The sequence below is a fragment of the Sphingomonas sp. RB1R13 genome, assembly GCF_036663775.1.
Lineage (GTDB): Bacteria > Pseudomonadota > Alphaproteobacteria > Sphingomonadales > Sphingomonadaceae > Sphingomicrobium.
This window is the reverse complement of record NZ_JAXOJM010000001.1, coordinates 166,223-191,075: the sequence shown is the minus strand read 5'-3', so window position 1 is coordinate 191,075 and position 24,853 is coordinate 166,223. Positions and strand designations below refer to the sequence as shown.

At 63.8% G+C, this 24,853-nt stretch carries 24 protein-coding genes; 20 read left to right on the top strand and 4 right to left on the bottom strand.

The genetic code is table 11. The features are described 5' to 3' along the window. Nucleotides 1–167: 167 nt before the first annotated feature. The gene (locus U1700_RS00970) at nucleotides 168–605 is read left to right on the top strand and encodes a hypothetical protein (RefSeq protein ID WP_332749367.1); all 438 of its coding nucleotides are present in this window, start codon (nucleotides 168–170) and stop codon (nucleotides 603–605) included. Between the two features lie 177 nt (nucleotides 606–782). On the opposite strand, the gene U1700_RS00965 is transcribed toward U1700_RS00970, so the two are convergent. After that, nucleotides 783–1,142, bottom strand: coding sequence for a hypothetical protein (locus U1700_RS00965; protein ID WP_332749365.1), 360 nt, complete (start codon nucleotides 1,140–1,142; stop codon nucleotides 783–785). Between the two features lie 253 nt (nucleotides 1,143–1,395). On the opposite strand from U1700_RS00965, the gene U1700_RS00960 reads away from it, so the two are divergent. Together U1700_RS00960 and U1700_RS15535 are read left to right on the top strand one after the other, a co-directional pair. Then, nucleotides 1,396–1,686, top strand: a complete 291-nt coding sequence (locus U1700_RS00960; RefSeq protein ID WP_332749363.1) for a hypothetical protein — start codon at nucleotides 1,396–1,398, stop codon at nucleotides 1,684–1,686. A gap of 575 nt (nucleotides 1,687–2,261) precedes the next feature. Then, on the top strand, nucleotides 2,262–2,459 hold the full coding sequence (locus U1700_RS15535) for a DUF6538 domain-containing protein (RefSeq protein WP_443025860.1): 198 nt from the start codon (nucleotides 2,262–2,264) through the stop codon (nucleotides 2,457–2,459). On the opposite strand, the gene U1700_RS00955 is transcribed toward U1700_RS15535, so the two are convergent. Further along, nucleotides 2,416–3,078 carry a hypothetical protein gene (locus U1700_RS00955; protein ID WP_332749361.1) on the bottom strand — a complete coding sequence of 221 codons (663 nt, stop codon included), beginning with the start codon at nucleotides 3,076–3,078 and terminating at the stop codon, nucleotides 2,416–2,418. The two genes, U1700_RS15535 and U1700_RS00955, sit on opposite strands and share 44 nt — an antisense overlap. Nucleotides 3,079–3,269: 191 nt before the next feature. On the opposite strand from U1700_RS00955, the gene U1700_RS00950 reads away from it, so the two are divergent. The 3 genes from U1700_RS00950 to ligD all read left to right on the top strand — a co-directional run bounded on the left by U1700_RS00950 (nucleotide 3,270) and on the right by ligD (nucleotide 8,372). Continuing rightward, entirely contained in the window at nucleotides 3,270–4,742 is a 1,473-nt protein-coding gene (locus tag U1700_RS00950) for a hypothetical protein (protein WP_332749360.1), read from the top strand. 248 nt (nucleotides 4,743–4,990) lie between these two features. Continuing rightward, on the top strand, nucleotides 4,991–5,884 hold the full coding sequence (ku, locus tag U1700_RS00945) for a non-homologous end joining protein Ku (protein ID WP_332749359.1): 894 nt from the start codon (nucleotides 4,991–4,993) through the stop codon (nucleotides 5,882–5,884). Nucleotide 5,885: 1 nt separating this feature from the next. Continuing rightward, nucleotides 5,886–8,372: a DNA ligase D gene (gene ligD / locus U1700_RS00940; RefSeq protein ID WP_332749357.1), complete on the top strand. Its 2,487-nt coding sequence runs from the start codon at nucleotides 5,886–5,888 to the stop codon at nucleotides 8,370–8,372. A gap of 297 nt (nucleotides 8,373–8,669) precedes the next feature. On the opposite strand, the gene U1700_RS00935 is transcribed toward ligD, so the two are convergent. Next, on the bottom strand, nucleotides 8,670–8,960 hold the full coding sequence (locus tag U1700_RS00935; protein WP_332749355.1) for a GIY-YIG nuclease family protein: 291 nt from the start codon (nucleotides 8,958–8,960) through the stop codon (nucleotides 8,670–8,672). Between the two features lie 143 nt (nucleotides 8,961–9,103). Continuing rightward, complete coding sequence (locus U1700_RS00930) at nucleotides 9,104–9,490, bottom strand: hypothetical protein (RefSeq protein ID WP_332749353.1); 387 nt, start codon at nucleotides 9,488–9,490, stop codon at nucleotides 9,104–9,106. Nucleotides 9,491–9,596: 106 nt separating this feature from the next. Between U1700_RS00930 and U1700_RS00925 the strand changes: the two genes are divergently transcribed. The 14 genes from U1700_RS00925 to murB all read left to right on the top strand — a co-directional run bounded on the left by U1700_RS00925 (nucleotide 9,597) and on the right by murB (nucleotide 24,850). Then, nucleotides 9,597–9,821: a hypothetical protein gene (locus U1700_RS00925; protein WP_332749352.1), complete on the top strand. Its 225-nt coding sequence runs from the start codon at nucleotides 9,597–9,599 to the stop codon at nucleotides 9,819–9,821. Next, nucleotides 9,818–10,564, top strand: a complete 747-nt coding sequence (locus tag U1700_RS00920) for a hypothetical protein (protein WP_332749351.1) — start codon at nucleotides 9,818–9,820, stop codon at nucleotides 10,562–10,564. Before U1700_RS00925 ends, U1700_RS00920 begins: the two co-directional genes overlap by 4 nt. A 370-nt stretch (nucleotides 10,565–10,934) precedes the next feature. Further along, on the top strand, nucleotides 10,935–11,426 hold the full coding sequence (locus U1700_RS00915; RefSeq protein ID WP_332749350.1) for a division/cell wall cluster transcriptional repressor MraZ: 492 nt from the start codon (nucleotides 10,935–10,937) through the stop codon (nucleotides 11,424–11,426). Next, on the top strand, nucleotides 11,423–12,460 hold the full coding sequence (gene rsmH / locus U1700_RS00910; protein WP_332749349.1) for a 16S rRNA (cytosine(1402)-N(4))-methyltransferase RsmH: 1,038 nt from the start codon (nucleotides 11,423–11,425) through the stop codon (nucleotides 12,458–12,460). Before U1700_RS00915 ends, rsmH begins: the two co-directional genes overlap by 4 nt. Continuing rightward, a complete protein-coding gene (locus U1700_RS00905) occupies nucleotides 12,457–13,140 on the top strand; it encodes a hypothetical protein (protein ID WP_332749347.1) in 684 nt (227 codons plus the stop codon). Before rsmH ends, U1700_RS00905 begins: the two co-directional genes overlap by 4 nt. Beyond that, on the top strand, nucleotides 13,140–14,849 hold the full coding sequence (locus tag U1700_RS00900) for a peptidoglycan D,D-transpeptidase FtsI family protein (RefSeq protein ID WP_332749345.1): 1,710 nt from the start codon (nucleotides 13,140–13,142) through the stop codon (nucleotides 14,847–14,849). Before U1700_RS00905 ends, U1700_RS00900 begins: the two co-directional genes overlap by 1 nt. A 3-nt stretch (nucleotides 14,850–14,852) precedes the next feature. Beyond that, entirely contained in the window at nucleotides 14,853–16,301 is a 1,449-nt protein-coding gene (locus U1700_RS00895; RefSeq protein ID WP_443025859.1) for a UDP-N-acetylmuramoyl-L-alanyl-D-glutamate--2,6-diaminopimelate ligase, read from the top strand. Continuing rightward, the gene (locus U1700_RS00890; RefSeq protein WP_332751075.1) at nucleotides 16,298–17,683 is read left to right on the top strand and encodes a UDP-N-acetylmuramoyl-tripeptide--D-alanyl-D-alanine ligase; all 1,386 of its coding nucleotides are present in this window, start codon (nucleotides 16,298–16,300) and stop codon (nucleotides 17,681–17,683) included. Before U1700_RS00895 ends, U1700_RS00890 begins: the two co-directional genes overlap by 4 nt. Next, complete coding sequence (mraY, locus tag U1700_RS00885; RefSeq protein ID WP_332749344.1) at nucleotides 17,671–18,741, top strand: phospho-N-acetylmuramoyl-pentapeptide-transferase; 1,071 nt, start codon at nucleotides 17,671–17,673, stop codon at nucleotides 18,739–18,741. The genes U1700_RS00890 and mraY overlap by 13 nt, the downstream gene beginning before the upstream one ends. Continuing rightward, a complete protein-coding gene (murD, locus tag U1700_RS00880; protein ID WP_332749343.1) occupies nucleotides 18,738–20,159 on the top strand; it encodes a UDP-N-acetylmuramoyl-L-alanine--D-glutamate ligase in 1,422 nt (473 codons plus the stop codon). Before mraY ends, murD begins: the two co-directional genes overlap by 4 nt. Beyond that, complete coding sequence (locus U1700_RS00875; RefSeq protein ID WP_332749342.1) at nucleotides 20,156–21,376, top strand: FtsW/RodA/SpoVE family cell cycle protein; 1,221 nt, start codon at nucleotides 20,156–20,158, stop codon at nucleotides 21,374–21,376. Before murD ends, U1700_RS00875 begins: the two co-directional genes overlap by 4 nt. Beyond that, nucleotides 21,376–22,533 carry an undecaprenyldiphospho-muramoylpentapeptide beta-N-acetylglucosaminyltransferase gene (murG, locus tag U1700_RS00870; protein WP_332749340.1) on the top strand — a complete coding sequence of 386 codons (1,158 nt, stop codon included), beginning with the start codon at nucleotides 21,376–21,378 and terminating at the stop codon, nucleotides 22,531–22,533. The genes U1700_RS00875 and murG overlap by 1 nt, the downstream gene beginning before the upstream one ends. Next, complete coding sequence (gene murC / locus U1700_RS00865) at nucleotides 22,530–23,963, top strand: UDP-N-acetylmuramate--L-alanine ligase (RefSeq protein ID WP_332749338.1); 1,434 nt, start codon at nucleotides 22,530–22,532, stop codon at nucleotides 23,961–23,963. Before murG ends, murC begins: the two co-directional genes overlap by 4 nt. Then, on the top strand, nucleotides 23,960–24,850 hold the full coding sequence (murB, locus tag U1700_RS00860) for a UDP-N-acetylmuramate dehydrogenase (RefSeq protein ID WP_332749336.1): 891 nt from the start codon (nucleotides 23,960–23,962) through the stop codon (nucleotides 24,848–24,850). Before murC ends, murB begins: the two co-directional genes overlap by 4 nt. Nucleotides 24,851–24,853 lie beyond the last annotated feature (3 nt).

The following is a 24,853-nucleotide window of genomic DNA, read 5'->3' as shown; positions in this document are numbered from 1 at the left end:
GAGCGTATGTGGCCGTCGCTCTATGCGCTAGACCTGAGCCGCCTGTCAGGCTTACCCTTTGTTCGTTCGCCACCTGTCCTAGCAAATGGGGTGCCTCGTCCGCAACGAGACGGCAGTGGTCCAATGGGCTAGGATATTTTGTAGAGTCTTTGTGGAGGAGCAAACCGGTGGAGTGGACAAGGGAAAAGCTCGAAGCACTGACGCTCGAACGACGCGAGGTGCTGTTCGATAATGCGCGGGCGAAGGGGACAACCGAAGCGCAGCGGATCATCGACCTCATGGTCGAGCACGATTTGCTCGTGCGCTCCGGTGGCGGACTGCCCCGCGAACATCCAACGATCCAAGAGATCGAGGAAGTCATCAGGTCAGACGAGGGCAGGAAGGCGGGGAAACAAGCCTCCGACGATGGCCTTCCCGCCATGGCCGGGGTCGATCACATGCTGGCCGACGCGCTCGGTTCGAAATACGGCGACCACGATACCACCAGTTGGGCCGGGAAGTTGATGGCCGAGGTCATGGCCGAGGCGGGCTATGTCCAAACTAGAAAGAAACCGATGCCCAGAGGCTGCATCGCAAAGACTGCCGCCTTCTTCGAGAAACGCTGACTCATGATCGGTTCTGACATCGCCAATCGGCTCAATGGGTCGAGCAAGCTTTTATCGAGCGCTCGCCGCTTGAACGGCATCTAAGCGATCAGACGGGCAATCAATGTCTCTATGTTTGTCAGTAAGGCGCTCAGGATCGACACGATGCCGATCCTGAGCGCGAGCTTTGATTACGAATTAGCCCTTCATGTCGAGAGCGAGGTTGCCACCGAAGGTATAAATTGATCCGCTCCCATAGCGCGAGGTAACCGTGACCTTCACGCCGCGACGGACCCACTTGCCACCGAGATGCTCAACAATCTGACGGACAACGCGGCCCGTATACTTCTTCATCTCATCAGTGAATCCTGCATCGCCGACGAGCTTTGCGATGAACGGCTCGGTGGCGATGACGGGAGGACGCGAGGGTGCTGCGATCACCGCGCCCATCAGCACAGCAACGCCCAAGCGCGAGGTCAGGAAGTCGTGGATCGCCTGTCCCGTCTCGGAATCGTGTGCGGCGATATGCGAGCCGGGATAGAAAAACAGATCGATCATGTTGGGATCGGTCTGGAGCGATGTGGAGTCGAGAAGATAAGAGTTCTTAGGCATAGTGTTCGTCCTTCGATGAGGTAGCCGTTGGCGTAGCCGTCGCGTTGATGCGTAAAGCGCATCCTGCTCAGGCAAGGGGGCATATAAGCGACTTTAGTGTGGAAGTCAAGGCGGCATATAAGCCGTCTCGAAAGCCATTGGTCATGGCACGACATCGTGTGTAGCTGAGTCGGCCTCACTCATCTCCAAGGAGGCCATCATGACCCACAACACCAAGTTCGCCCTGATCGACACCGATGGCGACGAACGCTTCGCCGCCGTCATCGACGGCACCTTCCAGATCGGCAAGGATCGCCGAGCCAAGCCAACCCGCATCGAGGACTTCGCCCGAGCCATCCTCATTGATGGCGAAGACGGACGCTTCATCTGCGCCGATGGTCGAAAGCCCGCCGTCCTCAAATTTAGCGGCAAACCCCGAAAGGTCGTTGCCTATCGTCTCGACCAGATGATCGCCACCCAACTCGGCATCCCCGCATACGCGACCCGCTGATCCAGTTACCGCACTGTCGAAGATGTCACCTTCTCCGCCTTCGATGGGGGATGGAGCCGCGTTCTCGGACGCGGCCACTATCTTTGCTCTTCCCTGAAAGACCCTTCCCAGACCGCCTGAGAGCGTCCAGAATCGTCGTTTACGCATCATCGGAGGAATGAATGGTCTCGCGTCCCGACGATCCCCACGAGGCTCCTGACGGCCTCCCCGAGGACGATGACGAAGACCTTCCACCCCGAGCGTTCAACGAGGCTCTACACTACGGTCTAGCTGACGATGACAGGCTCGTCAGCGATATTTCAGACCGGTATCCTGAGCCGTCATCATACGATGTTCGGGACCAGCCCCTTGCCGACAAACCGTCATTCAAGGCCATCGTCGAGCGCCTCCGCTGATCAGTTGGAGCCATGCGAACACCCGTTCCCGAAGCCCGCTGTCTCTCCTCCCTTCGCCCGCTCCAAAAGTCTGCAAACCTTTGAAAACCGTCAGTTTTACCGTTCCGAGCGGTCGATTCGACGTTGGCTCCACAGACTTTCAACACGAAGGGAATGGTCTATTCGGCGTTAAGTCTCTGAATGACGAGGGAAATCGCCCAAACTCTTGCTACACAATATTGCTTACAGGATTTGCGTGGCGGGCTAGTTCGAATGGGGAGGTGGTTTCATTTCCGTCGAAGGGTTCCTGACGCTTTGCGAACCGTCTTCGGACGTTCTGACATCTGGCAAGCCCTCAACGAACCCATCTCCCATAAGCCCAATAAAGAGCAGCAATGACGATTGGAGCAATGCTGATTACTTCAAGTTTCATTAACTCACCGTCTCCCATCGCGTCCCAACCGCCGACATGAAAGGGATCAAAAATACGCGCATAGACCTGCATAAATGAAATCCACGCTCCAGAACTGAACACTGTGAACCGAAACACTGCACTCTGCCGTCGCCACCAACTCACTTTTGGATTGGTCAGCGAAAAGTTTATGTTACCCCGCCTATTGCCTCTACCCGGTTTGCCGTCAGCGATGCGTTTCTCCGCGATTTTCTCGTCGGTAGCTAATAGCCGGTCGAAAACTTCCCTGATCTCGGGGGGTGGTCCCTTTGGACTTCGTCTCACTCGTTCTTGCGTGAGCGGCGAAAATACCGATTGAAGTTCTAAAGATGGCGCAACACCCGAAGCAAGATAGCTTGACCAAGCTTCTTCAATCTTAACAATATGCTCCGGCTGTAACTCGCCTTCTTGATGGCCGAGGAAATTAGCCATAATCTTCCAGTTGTTCACTATGCGGGCTGGAGCTTCGACTCGTTTGCTGTCCTCGTGAAGCTGGGTAACGAATAACACGCCCATGTTGAGCATCATGTTGGAATTTTCAAAGAAGGTGAAAGGCTTATCGGGCATTGCCTCGGGCACTCCATCAAGACCAACAAATTCGGCGACTTATTCGCCTCACGCGAAAAAATCGTATGCGTGCGAACTCGCCGAGCATACCACACGGGCCAAGTCTTGCACGATTGAACCGTCAGTGGGGGTGAAAGTCTTTCGTTGTTACAAATTGGGGAACGGCTCCGTTCTAAAGTTGCGAGATTGTGATGAGTATCCGTGAAGAAATGAGAGACGGGTTGATAGAGGCTTACAAGCCGAAGGCAATCGATGGTGCGTCATGTATGATCTGCGGGCAGGCGGGCGGAAGGCTTTCGCTTCACCTAATCGAAGCGGTTATCCCGGAAGCCCAACGACTCCCCTCAGGCTCAGTGCCAATGATCCAGAGTCGTGGCACAATTCGTTGTAGCTTTGCTGTCTGCGAAGCGTGCGCCCCCGCCTGCTCCATGTGTGGGATCGCGGTAAGGACGAAAAGGGTCTTGCGCGCATACAGGGTGCTGGAAGAATCAGCTTGGGCAGGCTCAAAAGTGTATTTGGGTAATGGCTTTTGCCAACACTGGAATCTTATCACCCGTTATCGTTTAAATGGTTTACCTTCGAGCTTCGTCAGCCCTTTCGAACTTAGTAAGCCGCGACTGCCTGCGGTCACCTTTACCGCTGACGCAGACCACCCCGTGCCAAAACGCTCCAGTCCCTTTTCCGCCAACGTGTCAGGCGTGCAATCTACGCAGATGGGTGACCCTACGGTCGAGAATTATCGCCAGAACTTGCTTGCTTCGAAACCGGTCAGAACGAACTTCGATAGCGACGACGAATTTGAAGAATGTCTCGGATTTTGGATGAGCCGCCAAGGGCGTATCTTAGCTCACATGGCAACAGCGAAGAGACGGGCGATCGGAGTTGAGCTATTCGTTGGTGACATCGCTGCCCTGTCAGGCACTGTCTATATTGCTTGGTTCATTGCCAACCCGAACGGCCCAACCGCGTTCGCTATGGGCGCGGTGGAGACGACAACGGGGAATAGATTATTCTACCGCTACATGCACTTCCTTAAGCAGGAGACATGGCTTCTCGGAGACCTCCAAAGCCTCATCTCTGATTGTGGAAATGATTTCGGCGCGCTCTTGGAGCGCGGTGTTGGGAGTCTTGACGAACATCTAGCATCGGTGAGCAAAGCCGGAGTTTCAGTCCTGAGTGCGATACCAAGCTTTGTGATCCCAAACGAGAACCCATCCATATGGTCGTCATTCCAAAAAATGATAGGCTTAAGATTGGCCAATGAGGACTGGGGTAAGGAACTCTTTTTCCGGCAAACTTACGGCACCGACTTTTTTGGGAGAGCAGGTGAAGAAGTTCGTGAAGCTTACGAGGCGCTCAAGTCCGATCCTACTACAGACCCGAATTTTCTAAATTTTATGTGGGCTCGGTATTCAGAAATTCCGTCTTTTATTAATTGGAGACCATCCAAACACAAGTCTCAGTTGGCATCGCCAGCCGTTGTTGCATTGTGGTGGCAACACGCCGTCGCACGAACTACGGTGAATGAGGGGTTGGCCCAGTTCAAATTGATGTGGGACGGCGCTTCGGGACTGGTGCACCCGTCTGGAACGGAGGTGCCAGCACTTTCTTTCGCCGAGGTTGAACAGTTCTTTGCCAACTTCCAGCTTCCGCTGGATAGCTGATATAATTCGAATCCGGTTTACAGCTATTTATGAAGCCCTTGGATCAAAAGCCTTTCGTAGGCAGCAAGTTTACAGCGGAAGCGCCAGAAAACAGGCATTTTTTTGAGCTTGGAAGGCTTCTGCTCTACCATTGAGCTACACCCGCGTGTGGATGCGCCCTTGCCATTGCTCGACGCCAACGGTCAACCTTCGGGAACGACTCTCGCCTCCGATGATTGAATCGGCTCCACAACAATAGGGGCGAGAATATGGCAGCGCGGCCGGCATGGCGGGGACAGATCAGGCTAGCGCTGGTCGCGATCCCGGTCGAGATTTTCCCCGCGACCAAAAGCGGCGCCTCGATCGCCTTTCACCAGGTTCACGAACCGTCGGGCAAGCGGGTCAAATATGAAAAGGTCGTGCCCGGGATCGGGCCGGTCAACGTCGACGAGATCGTCAAGGGCTTCGAAGTGTCGAAGGGCGAATATGTCCTGCTCGAGCCCGAGGAAATTGAAGCGGTCAAGCTGGAGAGCCGCAAGACACTGGAGCTGACCCAGTTCGTCGATTATGGCGACATCGACGCCATTTATTACGACAAGCCCTATTATGTCGTCCCCGCGGACGACCTGGCCGAGGAAGCGTTTGTGGTCCTGCGCGAGGCGTTGCGGACCGCGAAGAAGGTTGGGGTCGGGCAGCTGGCGATGCGGGGCCAGGAATATGTCGTGTCGCTCAAACCTTGCGGGCGCGGGATGGTGCTCGAGACGCTGCGCTATTCGGACGAGGTCAACAAGGCGGCGAGCTATTTCCGCGAGATCGGCGATGCCAAGCCCGATGCCGACCTGCTCGACCTCGCCGCGACGCTGATCGCCAAGAAGGCGTCGAGCTTCGACCCGGCCGAATTCCACAATCGCTATGTCGACGCGCTGAAATTGCTGATCGAGGAGAAGCGCAAGAAGAAGGGCGGGCTGGTCATCCAGGACGACGACAAGAGCGACCCGGCCAAGGGGTCGAATGTCATCGACCTGATGGCGGCGCTGAAGAAGAGTTTGGGGGGCGCGGAGGGCACACGCTCGGACACGGTCAAGCCGGTCGGAAAAAGGCCTGTTTCCAAAGCGAAGCCGGCGGCGGCGAAGAAGGTCGCGGTCGCGAAGAAGCGGGCCTGACATGGCGGTCCGCAAGCTCGACATCGAGACCTATAATGCGAAGCGTGACTTCGCCAAGACGGGCGAGCCCAAGGGACGCAAGCTCAAGGGCAAGGGCGACAGCTTTGTCGTTCAAAAACATGATGCTAGTCGACTCCATTGGGACTTTCGGCTGGAGCTGGACGGGGTGCTCAAGAGCTGGGCGGTGCCGCGCGGGCCGAGCCTGAACCCCAAGGACAATCGCCTCGCGGTCCGGACCGAGGACCATCCGATCGATTATGGCAGTTTCGAAGGGACGATCCCCCGGGGAGAGTATGGCGGCGGCACGGTGATGCTGTGGGACCAGGGCAAGTGGATCCCGCATCCCGACAAGGACCCGCGCAAGACGATCGAGGAGGGCCATCTCCACTTCACGCTCGAAGGCCATCGCATGAAGGGCGAGTGGGTGATGTTTCGCCTGAAGGGCAAGCCCGGCGAAAAGGGCGAGAACTGGATGCTCAAGAAAGTCACCGACGCGTTTGCCGACGAGGCGGGCGAGGCGCTGGTCGAGCAAGGGCTGACGAGCGTCACCACCGGTCGGGCGATGGCCGAGATCGCGTCTGGCGCGGACGTCTGGCACAGCGAGCCGGCCAAGGGCGTCAAATCGGGCCGCACGACGCGCAAGCCGTCCGCCGCCCCGCCCAAGTTCCGCCCGCCGCAACTGGCGACGCTGGTCGATGCGGTGCCGGCCGGATCGGACTGGCTGTTCGAGTATAAATATGACGGTTACCGCCTGCTGGTCGCGACCGGGGAGGGGGCGGCGACGGCGTGGACGCGCAATGGCAATGATTGGTCGGACAAGTTTCGCGGGATCGTGAAGGCCGCCGCCGAGCTTCCCGCCGGATGCCTGATCGATGGCGAGGCGGTGGCGCTTGGCAAGGAGGGCAAGCCCGACTTCGGGCTGTTGCAGGCAACGCTGAAGGACGGCGGGGCCGAGCTTGCCTATTATGCCTTCGACTTGATCGTCGATCGCGGCGAGGATCTTTCGAAGCTCGGCAACCTCGAGCGCAAGGAGCGGCTGGCGGCGCTGCTGAAAGGGATCGGCGGGCCGATCATCTTTGGCGACCACATCATCGCCAAGGGCGAGGCATTGTTCGAGGCGATCTGCAAGGAGGGCGGGGAGGGGATCATCGCCAAGAAGGCGAGCGCGCCCTACACGGACAAAAGGTCGAAGAACTGGCTCAAGGTGAAATGCACCAACCGGCATGAATTCGTGATCGTCGGCTGGCAGGAGAGCGACAAAAGGCGCGGGTTCCGGTCGCTTCACCTCGCCGCGAAGCAGGGCAGGGCGCTGACCTACGCCGGTCGGGTCGGAACCGGCTTCGACACCGCGTTGCTCGAGAGTTTGAGCGAGACGATGGCGCCGCTGGAGGTTGAGAAGCCGCCGCTCGATGTGCCCAGGGCGATGCTGCGCGGATCGCACTGGATCGAGCCGAAGCTCGTGTGCGAGGTTGCGTTCACCGAATTCACGCGGGAGGGGACGCTTCGCCACCCCAGCTTCATTGGCCTGCGCGACGACAAGCCTGCCGCCGAAGTCGTTCGAGAAATTCCCGAGAAGGTCGCCAAGCCCGCGAAGAAACAGAAGTCCGAACTCGCCACTTTCGCTTCGCTCGGCGCGCGGATCACCAATCCTGACCGGATTATTTTCCCGGGCGACGAGATCAGCAAAGGCCAGCTCGCCGACTATTATGCCGCGATCGCCGCGCCGATCATGGTCGATGCCGCCAACCGTCCGCTGACCCTGATCCGCTGTCCGCAGGGGCGGGCGAAGAAATGTTTTTTCCAGAAGCATGACACGGGGTCGATGGGCGATTTCGTCCACCATGTCCCGATCACCGAAAAGGACGGATCGACCGAGGATTATCTCTATGTGGAGCGGGTCGAGGGGCTGCTCGGCTGCGTCCAGATGGGGTCGATCGAGTTTCACGGCTGGGGCAGCCGGATCGATCCACTCGAGAAGCCCGACCGCATGTTGTTCGACCTCGACCCCGACGAGGGGCTCGACTTTGGTGCGGTCCGCAACGGGGCGGAGAAGTTGCGCGCGCTGCTCGGCGACCTGGGGCTGGTAAGTTTTCCTTTGCTGTCGGGGGGCAAGGGGATCCACGTCGTCGTGCCGCTCGACCAGACCGCCAACTGGCCGACGGTGAAGTCGTTTGCCGAGCGGTTCAGCCGGGCGATCTCGGAGCAATTCCCGAAGGAGTTCACCGCCAACATTCGCAAGAACCAGCGCACCGGACGGATCTTCGTCGACTGGCTCCGCAACCAGCGCGGCGCGACCGCGGTGCTGCCCTATTCGGCGCGGGCGCGGGAGGGAGCCCCGGTGGCGGCGCCGATCGACTGGAGCGAAGTGGCGGGGACCAAGGGGGGCAACCGGTTCACCATTCGCGATGTGGAGGAACTGCTGGAACGGGCGGGGTCGAAGTTGTTGGCGGGATGGGGGCAGGCGAAACAGGGGCTGCCGGATTTGTAGGGGGGTGGGGAGGCTCAGGCAGGCCCCGGGTCGAGCCCGGGGTGACGCTGGTGGTTAGATCAGGAGCTGATCGAGTAGCTGCAAGGGGTTGGTAGGAGTCATTCTTGCCGGCAGGATCGTCACCCCGGGCTTGACCCGGGGACTGCCTTATCTTCCATGACCGTATTGGATGTTTCTCGTGCATGGCCACTTGATGGCTCAGTTCATCAATGCCCGCAATCGGATCGGAAGCGGTCATCCGCAATTGCATCTAGTCGTCGCCCCGGGCTTGACCCGGGGTCCCGCTTCTTCGGCCGGTCAGCCAAGCGTATCGTGGAGGTCGAGCCAATCGGGGTTGGCCTGCTCAACGAGCGCGAATTTCCATTCCCGCCGCCACCGCTTAACGCGCTTCTCGTGCGCGATACAGTCGGTGATCGAGTCGCCGTGCTCGGCCCAGACCAGTCGGGTCAGGCCGTAGCGTCGGCAAAAGTCTGATCCTTCGCCGGTGCGATGCTGGAAGGCACGCGCAGCGAGATCGGCGGTGACGCCGACGTACATCGTTCCTCGGTAGCGATCCGACATGATGTAGACCCAGCCGCCCTTTTCCATCGCTCTATCGAGAAGAAGCGGGGCCCCGGGTCAAGCCCGGGATGACGGGTTTGGTGGGGGCGCTGCATCCAAGCAATGCGCCCCCACAAAAAAACGGCGGACCGTGGGGCCCGCCGCTGGTTATCGCGAATGAAAGCTCGGCGTTACGCCTTGCAGCTCTGCGTGCCCTTGCCGGGGCGCTCTACGCTGACCGAGGCGGCGTCCTTGGTGCCGGTGAGCGAATAGCCCGCACCCGACATCGGCTTGCCGGCCTCGGTGGCGATGACGCGGTTGGGGGTGCCTTCCTTCGAGGCGTGGATGTCGGCGGTCTTCTTGTCGTTGAGCCAGTCGATGTAGACGACCGTATTGTCCTTGCAGCGATACGACTTGCTGGCTTCGATCATCGGCGGAAGGACGACGCCCGCCGTGTTGACCGGGGCGTTGGCGGCCTGGCCGCGCTCGGGCGTGCCGGCGACAATGGTGTTGTTGGATTTGCCACAGCCGGCGAGCACGGCGGAAGCAAGAAGGGCGAGGGTGAGGGTGCGGTTCATGATATTCGCCTTTGCGGGTCGAAGGAGCGCCGTCAAGGCGCGTTTGCAATCGAAACTCGCGAGCCTTACGCTGGGTTGCGTGGGGACGATGCATGGGAAGGGCGATGTGCAGCGCATAAGGATCGGACTGACGGGGCTCGCCTTCGTCTTCTTGCTGGTCTTGCTCGGCGCGGTCGTCAGCAAGTCGAGCCGCGACAGCCAGGTCGTGCCCAATGCCGCCAGCAGCGCCCAGAATAGCCAGCCGAGCGATCCGCTGTCGGACCTGGGGGTTGCGCCCGGCGCGTCCGCTGAAGCGGGAAATGGCAGCGCGGCGACCAACAAGACGCGATGAACCGGTGGGCAATCGCCGCCGCTGCCGCGCTGATCGGCGTGGCCGGGGCGGGAGCATTTGTCGGGGCACAGCGGGAGGCGCCGGCGATTGCGGACCGGGCGCCGGGCGATCGGCCCGAGTTGATGCTGCTGAGCAGCCTGCCGATTATCTTCAGCGAAAAATTCACGCTCGCGCCGGGGAAGGGTGCGGGCGGGTCGATGATCCTGTCGCGGCTCGAGCGACGCTATCGCATGCGGCCGATCGCGCTGGCCGATTCGGCCGGGCTGGGGCGGGGACGGATGCTGCTGATGGCGCATCCGCGGGCGCAGACCGCCGAGGCGCTGGTCGATCTCGATGCGTGGGTGCGTGGCGGCGGGCGATTGCTGCTGATGGCCGATCCGATGCTCGACTGGCCGAGCGAGCGCGGGCTGGGCGACCCGCTTCGCCCGCCGCCGGGCTATGCCGATACCGGGCTGCTGGCGCATTGGGGGATGGCGCTGGAGCGACCGGCGGCGCGGGGGCCGGTGCGGGCGATGCTCGACGGACGTCCCCTTCTGCTGCTGTCGCCGGGGCGGTTGCGGGCGCCCGGGTGCACCCTGCTCGCCGGCCGGATCGTGGCGCGCTGTCGCATCGGGCGCGGCGCGGTGACGGTGATTGCCGACGCCGACCTGATCGACCCGGCCCAGTCGGGGAAAGCGATTGGGGGCAATCTCGACTCGGTCGTGGCGGAGCTTGCACGGCTGGAAACCAGCCCAGCACGTTGATTTCGCGCGGGTCTCGCGACGCGCATCGCTTTACTTGAAATCGACTGTGGCGCGGCGGCACCGTTGCTTGCCAACAGGGTTATCCACAGGCTTGTCCGCCTGAGAACAACAAGTGAACGCAAGAATAAGTGGTGCCCAATTTATCCCGGAAAACTCACGCTAATCCGATTGGTGGCATGAATTCCCCAGTAATGGCATCAATTCCCATTGTATCCCCGCTTAACCTGAGTTACCAACAGTCACCGTAGCGTGGGGCAACCCTATTGGAGTCGATCTTCTCCCGTCGTGACCCGTGTCGCGCCGGACGGGGAAGCTCTGCGCTTGGACGACGGAGGCAAGCGCCAAGGCGCAACAGGGGAGCAAGCAGTCGGTGGCGTTGGAGCATCTGTTCCAGGGAAGCGCGCTGAACGCGGTCGACGCCAAGGGGCGTGTGTCTGTGCCGGCGTTCCTGCGCCAGGTGATCGAGCGTCGCGGCGATGCCCGCACCATCGTCCTTGCCAAGCACGACCAGTTTCCCGCGCTGTCGGCCTATGACCCCGGTTTCGCCGCCGCTCGCCACCTGAAGCTGGAGCGGTTGCTGGAAAAGGAAGAGACCAACCCCGACGCCGAACTGGCCTATCAGCAGCGCAACATGATGGCCTTCGCCGCGACCGAAGAGACGCCCTACGACACGTCGGGGCGGATCGTGTTGCCGCCGATGATGCGCGCCAAGGGCCAGATCGGCGAGCTCGCGCTGTTCCTTGGCACCGGCGAGACGTTTCAAATCTGGAATCCAAAGCTGTTCCTTGAGGATGCACGCATCCCCGAGGACATGAAGGACATCGCCCGCTTCCGGCTCGAGGAACGGGGTCTTTCGGCATGAGTCCCTTTGCCGAAATGACCGTCCCCACGGGCCACGTGCCGGTATTGGTCGATGAAGTCGTCGCCGCGCTGGGGGTCGTGCCTGACTCCTGCGTGGTCGACGGCACGTTCGGAGCGGGGGGCTATACCAAAGCCCTGCTCGGAGCGGGGGTGGGGCGAGTGATCGGCTTCGATCGCGATCCGGATGCGATTGCGAACGGGCCGACGCTCGTCCCTGACCCCAGATTATTGCTGATCGAGGAACGCTTCAGCCAGATGGACCGGGTGCTCGAGGAGCGCGGCCTGTCGCCGGTCGATGCGATCGTGCTCGATATCGGTGTCAGCTCGATGCAGCTCGACCAGGCCGAGCGGGGGTTCGCGTTTGGCCAGGACGGACCGCTCGACATGCGGATGAGCCAGGCCGGGCTGACCGCGGCGGAGTTTCTCAACGAGGCCGACGAGGCCGAGATTGCGCGCGTCATCAAGGAATATGGCGAGGAGCCGCGGGCGCGTTCGGTCGCCCGCGCGATCGTCGCGGCGCGGCCGTTGACGCGCACGGCAGAGCTGGCGACGGTGGTGCGCAAGGCGCTTCGTTACCATGCGGGGATGAAGAGCGACCCCGCGACGCGCACCTTCCAGGCGATCCGGATTCATCTCAACGCCGAGCTCGACGAATTGGAGGCGGGGCTGCGCGCGGCGGAGAAGTCGCTTCGTCCCGGCGGTCGGCTGGCGGTGGTCACCTTCCACAGCCTGGAAGACCGCATCGTCAAGCGCTTCATGAAAGAACGCAGCGGCGACGTGCCGGCCGGATCGCGCCATCGCCCGCTGGCCGCCGCCGGGCCGACCCCCAGCTTCACCGACATTGCCAAGCCGTTGTCCGCATCGGACGCCGAATTGGCCCGTAACCCGCGCGCGCGCTCGGCCAGGCTGCGGTCCGCAGTCCGCACCGATGCGCCCGCGTGGGACCAGCCGCTGGTGCTTCGTGCCACTGCTGGGTCGTCACGCCAGTCTTCTGGCCAGTCCCCCAAGCGTAAAACTTCAGGAGGCCGCGCATGAGCGTCCGTTCCTTCCGACCCGTCGTGTCGGTCGCCACCGTCGCCGTTGCCGCACTGGGTTGTTACCTGGTGTCGCTGAGAGTCGCCGCCGAGCGCGCCGGGCTCGAGGAGGTCGAGAACAGCATCGTCCTGGCCCAGCGCGACATTCGCACGCTGCAGACCGAGATCGGCACGCGCGGCCGGCTTGAGCAACTCGAGCGGTGGAACGTCAAGGTGCTCGCCCTGTCGGCGCCCAAGGCCGATCAGTTCGTCGACGGCGGCTATCAGCTGGCGCGCCTCGCCCGGCCGAGCGACGAGATTGACATGACGGCGCCGGTGGTGCTGGCGGCGGCGCCCAAGCCCGCCCCGGCGCGTCCGATCAGTGACGATGACGCCGATGTCGCGGCGAGTTCGTCGGTGCCGAGCCAGCCGGCGCCTGCTTCAACTCAGCAGGCAACTCCCCGCAATGGCAGCGCGGCAAGCATGATGCATGTCGCCAGCTACAGCCCGTCAAACGATCCGACGGCGGCGGCGCCGCCGAAAATATCGCGTAAACTCGCTGGAACTCCCGCGATAACGACGAAGTCCGTCAAGATCGCGACGGCCGCCCGTCAAGCGCCCTTGCCGTCGGCCAAGCATGACGCCAAGGCGTCAGTTACGCCGGTCAAGAGCGGCACCACCAGGGACAAAGCCAACCACTGATGAACGCACCGACGCCCGCTCTCGTCGCCCGGCCCGAGCGGCTCCGCCTGGTCGGACAGCGTCGGCAGATTCTTGCGGTTCTCCACCAGCGGCTGATGTTCGGCCTGATCGTCTATGGCGTGATCATCGCGCTGATCGTGTGCCGCCTGCTGTGGCTCGCGGCGTTCGGCGATCATGCCGGGCGGCGCGGGATGGTCAGCGCATTGATCCCGCCGCGCGGGGATATCGTCGATCGTGACGGCCAGCCGCTGGCAAGCTCGATCGACGTGTGGAGCATTGCGCTCCAGCCGACCAAGGTCATCGGCGACAAGCTGGAACTGGCGCGCAACCTGGCGAAGCTGATGCCCGAAAAGGACGAGGCGAGCTATTTTGCCATGATCCGCTCGGGCAAGCCGTTCTTCTACCTTCGCCGCCGCGCCTCGCCGCAGCTGGTCGAGGCGATCAATGCGCTGGGCGAGCCCGGCATGGCGCTCGAGCGGACGCCTGATCGCCTGTATCCGCAGACCAGCCTGGCCGCGCATGTGCTGGGCTTCACCGACATCGACGGCCATGGCGCCGCCGGGGCCGAGCGGGCGTTCGACAAGCGGCTGTCCGACCCCGCAACGCGCGGCGAGCCGCTCACCCTGTCGATTTCGAGCAAGGTCCAGCAGGCGCTCGAGCATGAGCTCAATGCGGCGATGACCGAATTTTCGGCGATCGGCGCGGCGGGCGTGGTGATGGACGTCCATACTGGCGAAGTGCTGGCGATGACCTCGCTGCCGACGCTGAACCCCAATATCGCGGGGCAGGGGTCGCCCGAGGCGCGCTTCAACCGCGCAACGCTCGGCGTCTATGAGCTGGGATCGACCTTCAAGCCGTTTACCGTCGCCATGGCGATGGACTCGGGGATCGTGAAGTCGATGGGGCAAATGTATAATTGCCCCAAGGAATTCCACTACGGCAAGGTGACGGTGCACGACACCCATCCCTATGGCCGCGCTTGCTCGGTCGCCGAGATCATGATGGAAAGCTCGAACATCGGCACGGCGCAGATCGCGCTTCAGGTGGGGGCTGCACGCCAGCGGGAATTCCTGACCAAGATGGGCTTCATGGCGCCGGTCGCGATCGAGCTTCGCGAGCGCGGGCGGACGCTGACCCCGGGCAATGACTGGGGCGAGATTGCGACGATGACCGTCGGCTTTGGCCACGGCATCGCGGTCACCCCGCTCCATCTTGCAACAGGCTATGCCACCCTGTTCAATGGCGGCGTTTATCATCCGGCGACGATCCTCAAGGTCGACAAAAATCATCCGGTCGGCCCGGCGCACCGCGTGTTCACCGAGGAAACGAGCTACAAGTCGCGATCGCTGCTGCGGCTGGTGGTGATGAAGGGCACCGGCAAAAATGCCGACGCGCCGGGCTATCGCATCGGCGGCAAGACCGGGACCGCCGAGAAGATCGTCGGCGGCCATTATACATCGGCGTCGGTGGTCACGACCTTTGCCGGGGTCTTCCCGATGGAGGAGCCGCGCTATGTCATCGTCGCCATGCTCGACGATCCCAAGCCGACCCCCAAGACCTTTGGCTTTCACACCGCCGGGTGGAACGTCGCGCCGCTGGTCGGTCGCACGGTCAGCCGGATCGCGCCGATGCTGGGCGTGCGCCCCGACATGAAGCGCGACGCCAATATGAGTGAGGTCCTGCCCTTCGTTCACGAAAAGGAGAAGTGAGCGGTGCGCCTCGGTGATCTGATGAAGATCGACGACAGCGGGAACGCTGATCTGGTGAAGATCGACTCTGACCTGGAGATATCCGGCGCGGCGATCGATAGCCGCAAGGTGACCGCGGGCTGCTTGTTCGGCGCCTTCCCCGGCAGCGTTCACAATGGTGAGGACTATATCGCCAGCGCAGTCGAGCGCGGCGCGGTGGCGGTCGTCGCCCGGCCAGAGGCGGTGGTTGCAGGCGCGGTGCACTTGGCCGATGCGGAGCCGCGGCGGCTGTTCGCAAAGCTCGCCGCCAAACTTCTCGCGCCCTATCCCGACACGATCGTCGCGGTCACCGGGACCAACGGCAAGACATCGACCGTCGAAATGGCGCGGCAATTGTGGCGGATGGCGGGCTATCGCTCGGCGTCGATCGGGACGCTTGGCGTGACCACCGCCGACGACCAGGTGACGACCGGGCTGACCACTCCCGACATCGTGACCTTCCTGTCGAACCTGTCGGGGCTCCGGCGGATGGGGATCAGCCACGTCGCCTATGAGGCCTCGTCCCACGGGCTCGACCAGTTTCGCTCCGAGGGGCAGCGGGTAGCGGCCGCCGCTTTCACCAATCTGAGCCGCGATCACCTCGATTATCATGCCGACATGGACAGCTATTTCGCCGCCAAGATGCGCCTGTTCGACGAGGTTGTCGCCGACGACGGTGTGGCGGTGGTGTGGACCGGCGATCCGCGATCGGGCGCGGTCATCGACCATGTCCGGGCGCGTGGACTGAACATTGTTACCGTCGGGCCGGGGGCCGAGACGATCGAGCTGGTGTCGCAGGCGCCGACCCCGCTGGGGCAGGTGCTGGTGCTTCGCCATGATGGCAAGGAGCATAAGCTCAGCCTGCCGCTGATCGGCGCTTATCAGGCGGCCAACGTGCTGGTCGCGGCGGGGCTAATGCTGGCCACCGGCGCGTCGTTCGACAAGACGCTGTGGGGGATGGGGCGGCTGGCCCCGGTGCGCGGGCGGCTGGAACGGGCAGTGATCACGGCGGGTGGGGTGCCGGTCTATGTCGACTATGCCCACACCCCCGATGCGATCGAGGCGGCGATCGTCGCGCTTCGACCCCACGTCAGCGGCCGCCTGATCATCGTGTTTGGCGCGGGCGGGGATCGCGACATGGGCAAGCGCGGACCGATGGGCGAGGTTGCAGCAAGGCTCGCCGATATCGGCATCGTCACCGACGATAATCCGCGATCGGAAGACCCCGCCACGATCCGCGCTGCCGTGATGGCCGGGGCTTCCGGCTTGCGCGAAATTGGCGGACGGCGCGAGGCGATTGCCGCCGCCATCGCCGAGGCGCGCGAAGGGGATATCGTGCTGCTTGCGGGCAAGGGGCATGAGCAGGGCCAGGTCCTCGCCGACCGCACCGTGCCGTTCGACGATGTCGCGGTCGCGCGCGAGTGCGCCGCGTGACGATATTGTGGACCAGCGCCGAAATCGAGGCTGCGACCGGGGGCCGGGCGAGCGCCGCCTTCGAGGCGAGCGGCGTGACCTTCGACAGCCGCGAAGTCGGCCCGGGCGACTTGTTCGTCGCGATGCCGGGGACCGTCGCCGACGGGCATGATTTCGTCCTGTCCGCCTTCGCCGCCGGGGCGAGCGGGGCGATCGTGTCGCACGCCGTCGAGGGACCGCATGTGCTGGTCGAGGACGTCGCCGCTGCGCTTGCCGCGCTCGCCGTCGCGGCCCGCGCGCGCTGTTCGGGGGTCGTCATCGGCATCACCGGATCGGTCGGCAAGACCAGCACCAAGGAAGCGCTTTACGCCGCGCTCGATCGCGGTTGCCGCGGCCAGGTCCATCGCTCGGTCAAAAGCTACAACAACCACACCGGCGTCCCGCTCAGCCTCGCGCGGATGCCACGCGACAGCCATTTCGCGGTGCTCGAAATGGGCATGAACAATGCCGGTGAGATTGCCGCGCTGACCCGGCTCGTTCGCCCCAACATCGCCATCGTCACTTCGATTGCCGCCGCGCATATCGAAAATCTCGGATCGATGGAGGCGATCGCCGCCGCCAAGGCCGAGATATTCGAGGGGCTGGAGGAAGACGGCGTCGCCATCGTGCCCGAAGAGACCCCCCATCGCGACCAGCTGGTCAAGGCGGCACGGCGCCACGCCGGCGAGATCATTACCTTCGGCGGGTCACAGGCCGATGTCGCCGCGCTCCACGCCGTCCGCGCCGACAATGGCGGCAGCCTGATCACCGCCCGCCTGATGGAAAGCGACCTGACCTATACCATCAGCCAGCGTGGCGACCATTGGGTGACCAATTCGCTGGCGGTACTTGCGGCAGTCGAAGCGGCGCATTGCGACCTGGCGCTGGCCGGGCTCGCGCTGGCCGACATGGGCGGGCTGAAAGGCCGCGGCGAGCGCCATCGGATTGCCCTCGACGGGGGATCGGCGCTGCTGATCGACGAAAGCTACAACGCCAACGCAGCGTCGATGGCGGCAACACTCAAGAGCCTTGGCGAGGAACGCGGGGTCGATCGGCGGATCGCCGTGCTCGGCCCGATGCGCGAAGTCGGGGAGCATGGCGACGCGCTCCACGCGGGGCTGGCCCCCGGGATCCTCGACGCGAAAGTCGACCGGCTGATCCTCATCGGCGATGAATTTCGTCCGCTCGAGACCGCGCTTGAAGGCGCCGTCGCTATCGACCAAGCGACCAATGCCGACGAGGCGACCGCGCTCCTTCTGGCGATGATCGCCCCCGGCGACGTGATCCTCGTCAAGGCATCGAACTCGGTCGGGCTTGCGGCGCTGGTCGAACGAGTGGCAGGGGGTCAGCCATGCTTTACCTGATCGCCGAATATTTCGGATTTCCGCATCTTTTGAACCTGGTTCGCTACATCAGCTTTCGTGCCGGTGCGGCCAGCGTGACTGCGCTGGCGATCGGGCTGTTGTTCGGCCCGGCGTTCATTCGCTGGCTCCGCTCGAAGCAGGGCAAGGGCCAGCCGATCCGTGCCGACGGCCCGCAAAGCCACCTCGCCAAGCGCGGCACCCCGACGATGGGCGGACTGCTGATCCTCATCTCGATGATGGTCTCTGTCCTGCTGTGGATGGACCTCGGCAACCCCTACGTCTGGGCCTGCCTGCTGGTCACCGCGGGCTTCGGGCTGATCGGTTTCCTCGACGATTATGACAAGGTCAGGAAGGCAAGCCACAAGGGGCTGTCCGCCAGGACGCGGCTGCTGTTTGAATTCCTCATCGCCGGGGTCGCGACCTGGCTGATGGTCCGCCACCACGGCACGCATCTCTACGTGCCCTTCTACAACGGCCCGGTGATCGACATCGGCTGGCTGTACATCCCGTTCGGGGCGTTCGTGATCGTGGCGTTCGGCAATTCGGTCAATCTGACCGACGGGCTCGACGGGCTGGCGACGATGCCGGTGATCATTGCCGCGCTCGCCTTTTTCATCATCAGCTACCTCGTCGGCAATGCGAAATTCTCGGCCTATCTCGGCATTCCCCATGTGCTGGGTGCGGGCGACCTCAGCGTGCTGACGATGGCGATCGTCGGGTCGGGGCTCGCCTTCCTGTGGTTCAATGCGCCCCCGGCGGCGGTGTTCATGGGCGATACCGGCAGCCTCGCGCTGGGCGGCGCACTCGGCGCGATCGCGGTCGCGACGCACCACGAGCTGGTGCTGGTGATCGTCGGCGGGCTGTTCGTGCTCGAAGCGGTCAGCGTCGTGGTCCAGGTGTTCTGGTTCAAGCGCACCGGGCGGCGCGTGTTCAAGATGGCGCCGATCCACCATCATTTCGAACATCTCGGCTGGAGCGAGCCGACGGTCGTGATCCGCTTCTGGATCATCGCCTTCATCCTCGCCCTCGCCGGCCTCGCCACGCTGAAGCTGCGGTGATCACCGCCAAGGCTTTCGCCGGCAAGCATTACGCGGTTTACGGGCTTGCGCGGTCAGGGCTGGCGACCGTCGAGGCGCTGCTGGCGAGCGGGGCGAAGGTCACCGCGTGGGATGGCAAGGAGGAGGCGCGGATCCTCCCCGGCACGGGGAGGGGGACCATTCCGCACAGCGAAATGGTGGAGGGGTCCCGCGACGCGAGTTCATCTCATGCCGAGGGACCCCTCCACCATCCTGCGGATGGTCCCCCTCCCCGTACCGGGGAGGATTTAATCATCGCCGACCTCGACACCGCTGACCTCTCCCAGTTCGATAGCCTGGTCGTCACCCCCGGCCTGCCGCTCAACCGCCACCCGATCGCCGCCCGCGCCCGCGCCGCCAATCTCGAGATCATCGGCGATATCGAGCTGTTCGCCCGCGCCCGCGCCGAGCTCCCGCCGCACAAGGTCGTCGGGATTACCGGCACCAACGGCAAGTCGACCACCACCGCGCTGGTCCACCACATATTGCAGACGGCGGGGGTGCCGAGCCTGATGGGCGGCAACATCGGCCTGCCGATCCTGTCGCAGGACCCGCTCCCTGAAGGCGGGGTCTATGTGCTCGAACTGTCGAGCTACCAGATTGACCTGACCCAAAGCCTCGACTGCGACGTCGCCGTGCTGCTCAACATCACGCCGGATCATCTCGATCGATATGATGGGTTTGAAGCGTATGCGGCATCGAAGGCGCGGCTGTTCGAGATGCAATCGGAACGGGAGATTTTCGGAAGAGTTTTCGTGACCGACGATCCTGAAACTGCCCGCGCTGCGTCACGCTGGGAAAGATCGTTCACAGTTGGTGAAAAATGGCTCTCCCAACGAGACCCTGCGTATTTAAGCCTCCAAAGCCATTGGCCCGCGTTGCAAGGTCCACATAACGCCTGCAATGCCGCAGCTGCAATTACCGTCGCGAGGTGGCCTCTCGAAATCGATTGGATCCCGATCAACCATGCCCTTCGCACCTACCCCGGCCTCCCGCACCGCCTGGAGCGGATCCGCGAGAAAGACGGCGTGCTGTTCGTCAACGACAGCAAGGCGACCAACGCCACCGCCACCGCCCCCGCGCTCGCCGCCTTCCCCGCGATCCGCTGGATCTGCGGCGGGCAGGCGAAGGCCGACAATCTCGACGAGTGCGCGCCCTTCTTCGGAAACGTCCGCACCGCCTACACCATCGGCGAGGCGTCCGACCTGTTCGCCCGCCTCCTCGCCCCGCACATCAAGGTCGCAGAATGCGGCGACCTCGCCCACGCGGTGCTGCGCGCGGCCCATGACGCGCAACCGGGGGAGACCGTCCTGCTTTCCCCGGCTTGCGCCAGTTTCGATCAATTCACCGATTTCGAAGCGCGCGGCGATGCGTTTCGACGGCTAGTGGGGGGCTTATGAACGGCATCATCGCGGGCACCATCAAGGCGCGGCAACTGGTCGATCCCAATCGCTATGGCCGATCGGACCGGTCGGCGATGAGCCGTTGGTTCTGGGAGATTGACCGCGTCCTGCTGCTGCTCGTCGCGGTGCTGATCGGGATCGGGCTGATCGCGGTCGCTGCCGCCTCGCCCGCGGTCGCCGAACGCTATTCGGGGGGTACCGTCCATCTCGCCTCGCTCCATTATTTCTATCGCCAGCTGCTGTGGATCGCGGTGTCGCTGCCGGTGATGATCGTCATTTCGATGATGCCGCGCGAGCGGGCCCGGCGGCTGGCGCTGATTGGCGCTGTGGTATGCATGGTCGCGCTGGTGTTCGTGCCGATCATCGGGCCCGAAGTGAATGGCGCCAGGCGCTGGATCGGGGTCGGCATCGCGCAGGTCCAGCCTTCGGAGTTCCTCAAGCCCTTCTTCGTCGTCGCGCTGGCGTGGCTGCTGTCCCTGCGCGAGACCGACAAGACGCTGCCGGTGTTCCTGCTCAGCGGCCTGCTCACGGCTTGCGTCGCGATCCTCCTGATGCGCCAGCCCGACTTCGGATCGACGATCATCTTTGGATCGGTGTGGGTGGCGATGCTCGCGCTCGGCGGGGTCAAGCTGCGCACGCTCGGCATCCTTGCCGGGGGCGGGCTGGTTGCCGTCATCCTCGCCTATCTCTTCTATTCGGTCGCGACGACCCGCATCAACGCCTTCCTGTTCGGCGAGGGCGATACCTTCCAGGTAGACAATGCGCTGCGCACGCTGACCGCGGGCGGACTGTTCGGGATGGGTCCCGGCGGGGGCACCCGCAAGTTCGGGCTGCCCGAGCCCCACACCGACTATATCTTCTCGGTTATCGGCGAGGAGTTTGGCCTCATCGCCTGCCTCGCCATCGCCCTGCTTTATTGCGCAATCGTCGCCCGCGTCCTGGTCAAGCTGCTCGACGAAGAGAATATGTTCTGCATCCTTGCCGGGGCCGGGCTGGTCATCGAATTCGGGCTTCAGGCGCTGATCAACATGGCGGTCAACGTCCAGCTTGCCCCGTCGAAGGGGATGACCCTGCCGTTCATCAGTTATGGCGGGTCGTCGATGCTCGCGCTGTCGATCGGGATGGGATTGCTGCTCGCCTTCACCCGGCGAAATCCCTATCTGGCGGGCTCGGCCTATGTCGTGAAATGGAGCGGCGATTGTCTTCCCGATTGATGATCTTCCTCGCCGCAGGCGGGACCGGCGGGCATATGGTCCCGGCGCATGCGCTGGCCGGCGAGTTGCGCAGTCGCGGCCATGCGGTCAAGCTGGTCACCGACGATCGCGGCGCCCGGATCCCCGGCCTGTTCGACGGGATCGAGACCCACATTTTGCCCGCCGGACGGCTCGGCGGCGGCCTTTTCGGCTGGCTCAAGGCGGGGCGATCGGTGCTGGCCGGGCGGCGCATGGCCAAGGGATTGTACCGCGAGGCCAGGGCCGACGTCGTGGTCGGGTTCGGCGGCTATCCGGCCTTCCCCTCGCTGCTCGCGGCTAGCTCGCTCGCCATCCCGACGATCATCCATGAGCAGAACGCCCTGCTCGGCCGGGTCAACCGCATGGTCGCGGGCGACGCCGCCGCCATCGCCACCGCCTATGCGCACGTCGAACGGCTGAAGCCCGCCTTCGCCGACAAGACCGTGCTGGTCGGCAATCCGGTGCGCCCGTCGGTGGCAAAGCTGGGCGAAATGCCCTTCCCGCTGTTCGACGACTATGCCCCGCTCAAGATCCTCGTCACCGGCGGAAGCCAGGGCGCGAGCGTGCTCGGCCAGGTCGTTCCCGCGGGGCTCGGCGCGCTGTCGCCGTCGCTCCGCCTTCGCCTCCAGGTCGTCCAGCAATGCCGCCCCGACGACATCGACGCCGTCCGCGCCCAGTACCAGAGCCTCGGCATCCCTGCCGAACTGATGACCTACATCCCCGACATGCCCGACAAGCTGGCCGACGCACACCTCGTCATCGCTCGCGCCGGCGCCTCGACCATCGCCGAGCTGACCGCCGCCGGACGCCCCGCGATTCTGGTTCCCTTGCCCAGCGCGGCCGATGATCACCAGACCGTCAACGCCCGCGAAATGGCCGCGGCGGGGGGCGCGCGGATGATCGCGCAGGCCGATTTCACCCCCGACACGCTCGCCCGCCAGATCGAGGCGCTCGCCGCCGATCCGCAGGCGCTGGCCAATGCCGCCTCGCGCTCGCTGTCGGTCGGCCGCCCCCACGCCGCGCGTGACCTCGCCGATCTTGTCGAGCGGATCGCCAACGGCAGGTCGCCGCTACTGGTCGGCTCCACTCTCGAGCCACGCAAGGCCTCGGCCGCCCCCGCCAACGGAGTCGCCGCATGAAAGCCATGGGCACCGAGATTGGCCTCATCCACTTCGTCGGCATCGGCGGGATCGGCATGTCGGGCATCGCCGAAGTGATGCATCAGCTGGGCTACAAGGTGCAGGGCTCGGACCAGGCCGAGGGCTATGCCGTCGAGGGCCTGCGCAAGGTCGGCATCCCGGTGGCGATCGGCCATTCGCCCGACAATCTGGGGGATGCTTCGGTGGTGGTCTGCTCGACCGCCATCGCCCGCGGCAATGTCGAGGTCGAGGCCGCGATCGAGCGCCGCCTACCGCTCGTCCGCCGCGCCGAGATGCTCGCCGAGCTGATGCGGATGCAGTCGACCATCGCGGTCGCCGGCACCCACGGCAAGACGACGACGACCAGCATGATCGCCGCAATGCTCGACGCTGGCGGGATCGATCCGACCGTGATCAATGGCGGGGTCATCAATGCTTATGGCTCCAACGCGCGCTTGGGCAAATCCGACTGGATGGTGGTCGAGGCCGACGAAAGCGACGGCAGTTTCCTGCGCCTCGACGGGACGATTGCGGTCGTCACCAACATCGATCCCGAGCATCTCGAACATTATGGCGACTTTGAATCAGTCAAGGACGCGTTCGTCGAGTTCGTTGAGAATGTCCCCTTCTATGGTCTCGCGGTGCTGTGCGTCGATCATCCTGAAGTGCAGAACATGCTCAGCCGGATCCGTGACCGCCGGGTCGTCACCTACGGCTTCTCCGCGCTGGCCGACCTTCGCGCCGACAATGTCACCACCGGCGCCGACGGCACCCGCTTTGACGCCGTCGTGCTTCAGCGCGACGGCTCGCGGCGGACCATCGCCGGGATCCATGTGCCGATGCCCGGGCGGCACAATGTCCTCAACTCGCTCGCCGCGATCGCGGTCGGGATCGAGCTCGGCATGGCCGATGCGATCATCGCCAACGGCTTTGCCCGCTTCGAAGGCGTCAAGCGCCGCTTCACCCGCGTCGGAACGGTCGATGGCACGGTCATCATCGACGATTACGCCCACCACCCGGTCGAGATTCGCGCCGTGCTATCGGCCGCGCGCGAAGCCGCCTCGCCGAGCGACGGATCGGTCGGGGGCAGGGTCATCGCGGTCGTCCAGCCGCACCGCTTCACCCGGCTTCGCGACTTGATGGAGGACTTCCAGAATGCCTTCAACGAGGCTGACGTGGTGTTTATTACCCCCGTCTATGCCGCCGGCGAGCAGCCGATCGACGGGATCGACAGTGCCGCGCTCGCCGAGGGATTGCGCGCCCACGGCCACCGCGCCGTTCGCACCGTCACCGACCAGGACGACCTCGGCCTTGCGCTGCGCGACCTTGCCGCGTCGGGCGACCTCGTTATCTGCATGGGCGCTGGCGACATCACCAAATGGGCGGCGTCGCTGGCCGACGGGATCCGCGCCGTCCGGTCGCGCAAATGAGCGTGGCGGTCAGTGCTCGCGGGCGGATCACGCCCAACGCCCCGCTGGCGCCGCTGGTCTGGTTCAAGTCGGGTGGCGCAGCAGAAACCCTGTTCGAGCCCGCCGACCAGGATGACCTGATCGCCTTCCTCCACGACACCGACCCCGCAACCCCGCTGATGGCGCTTGGCCTCGGCTCCAACATGATCGTGCGCGACGGCGGAGTCCCCGGGATCACCGTTCGCCTCGGCAAGCCCTTCGCCCGGGTCGAGCGGCTCGATGATACCACGCTTCGCTGCGGCGGCGGGACAAGCGGGATCCTCGTTTCCTCGACCGCGCGCGACGCGGGCATCGCGGGCCTCGAATTCCTCCGCGGCATTCCCGGCACGGTCGGCGGCTTCGTCCGCATGAACGGCGGTGCTTATGGCCGCGAGGTCGCCGACATCCTCATCGACGCGACCCTCGTCATGCGCGACGGCGGCGTCGAGACCTGGCCGCTCGAACGGCTCGGCTATACCTATCGCCACAGCGACCTTCCCGACGGCGCCGTGGTCGTCTCGGCAACCCTGCGCGGCACCACCGGCGACCCCGCCGCGATCGGCGCCGAGATGGACCGCATCGCCCAAGCCCGCGAAGACACGCAGCCCTTGCGCAGCCGCACCGGCGGATCGACCTTCAAGAACCCGCCGGGGCACAAGGCGTGGGCGCTGATCGACGAGGCCGGCTGCCGCGGGCTGACCATCGGCGACGCGCAAGTATCGACAAAGCATTGCAACTTCCTGCTTAACCTCGGTAGTGCGACGTCACGGGACATTGAAGCGCTGGGCGAGGAAGTCATTCGCCGCGTCGAGGCCCGCTCGGGCGTCCGGCTCGAGTGGGAAATCCAGCGACTGGGAGCAGAAGGGTGAGCG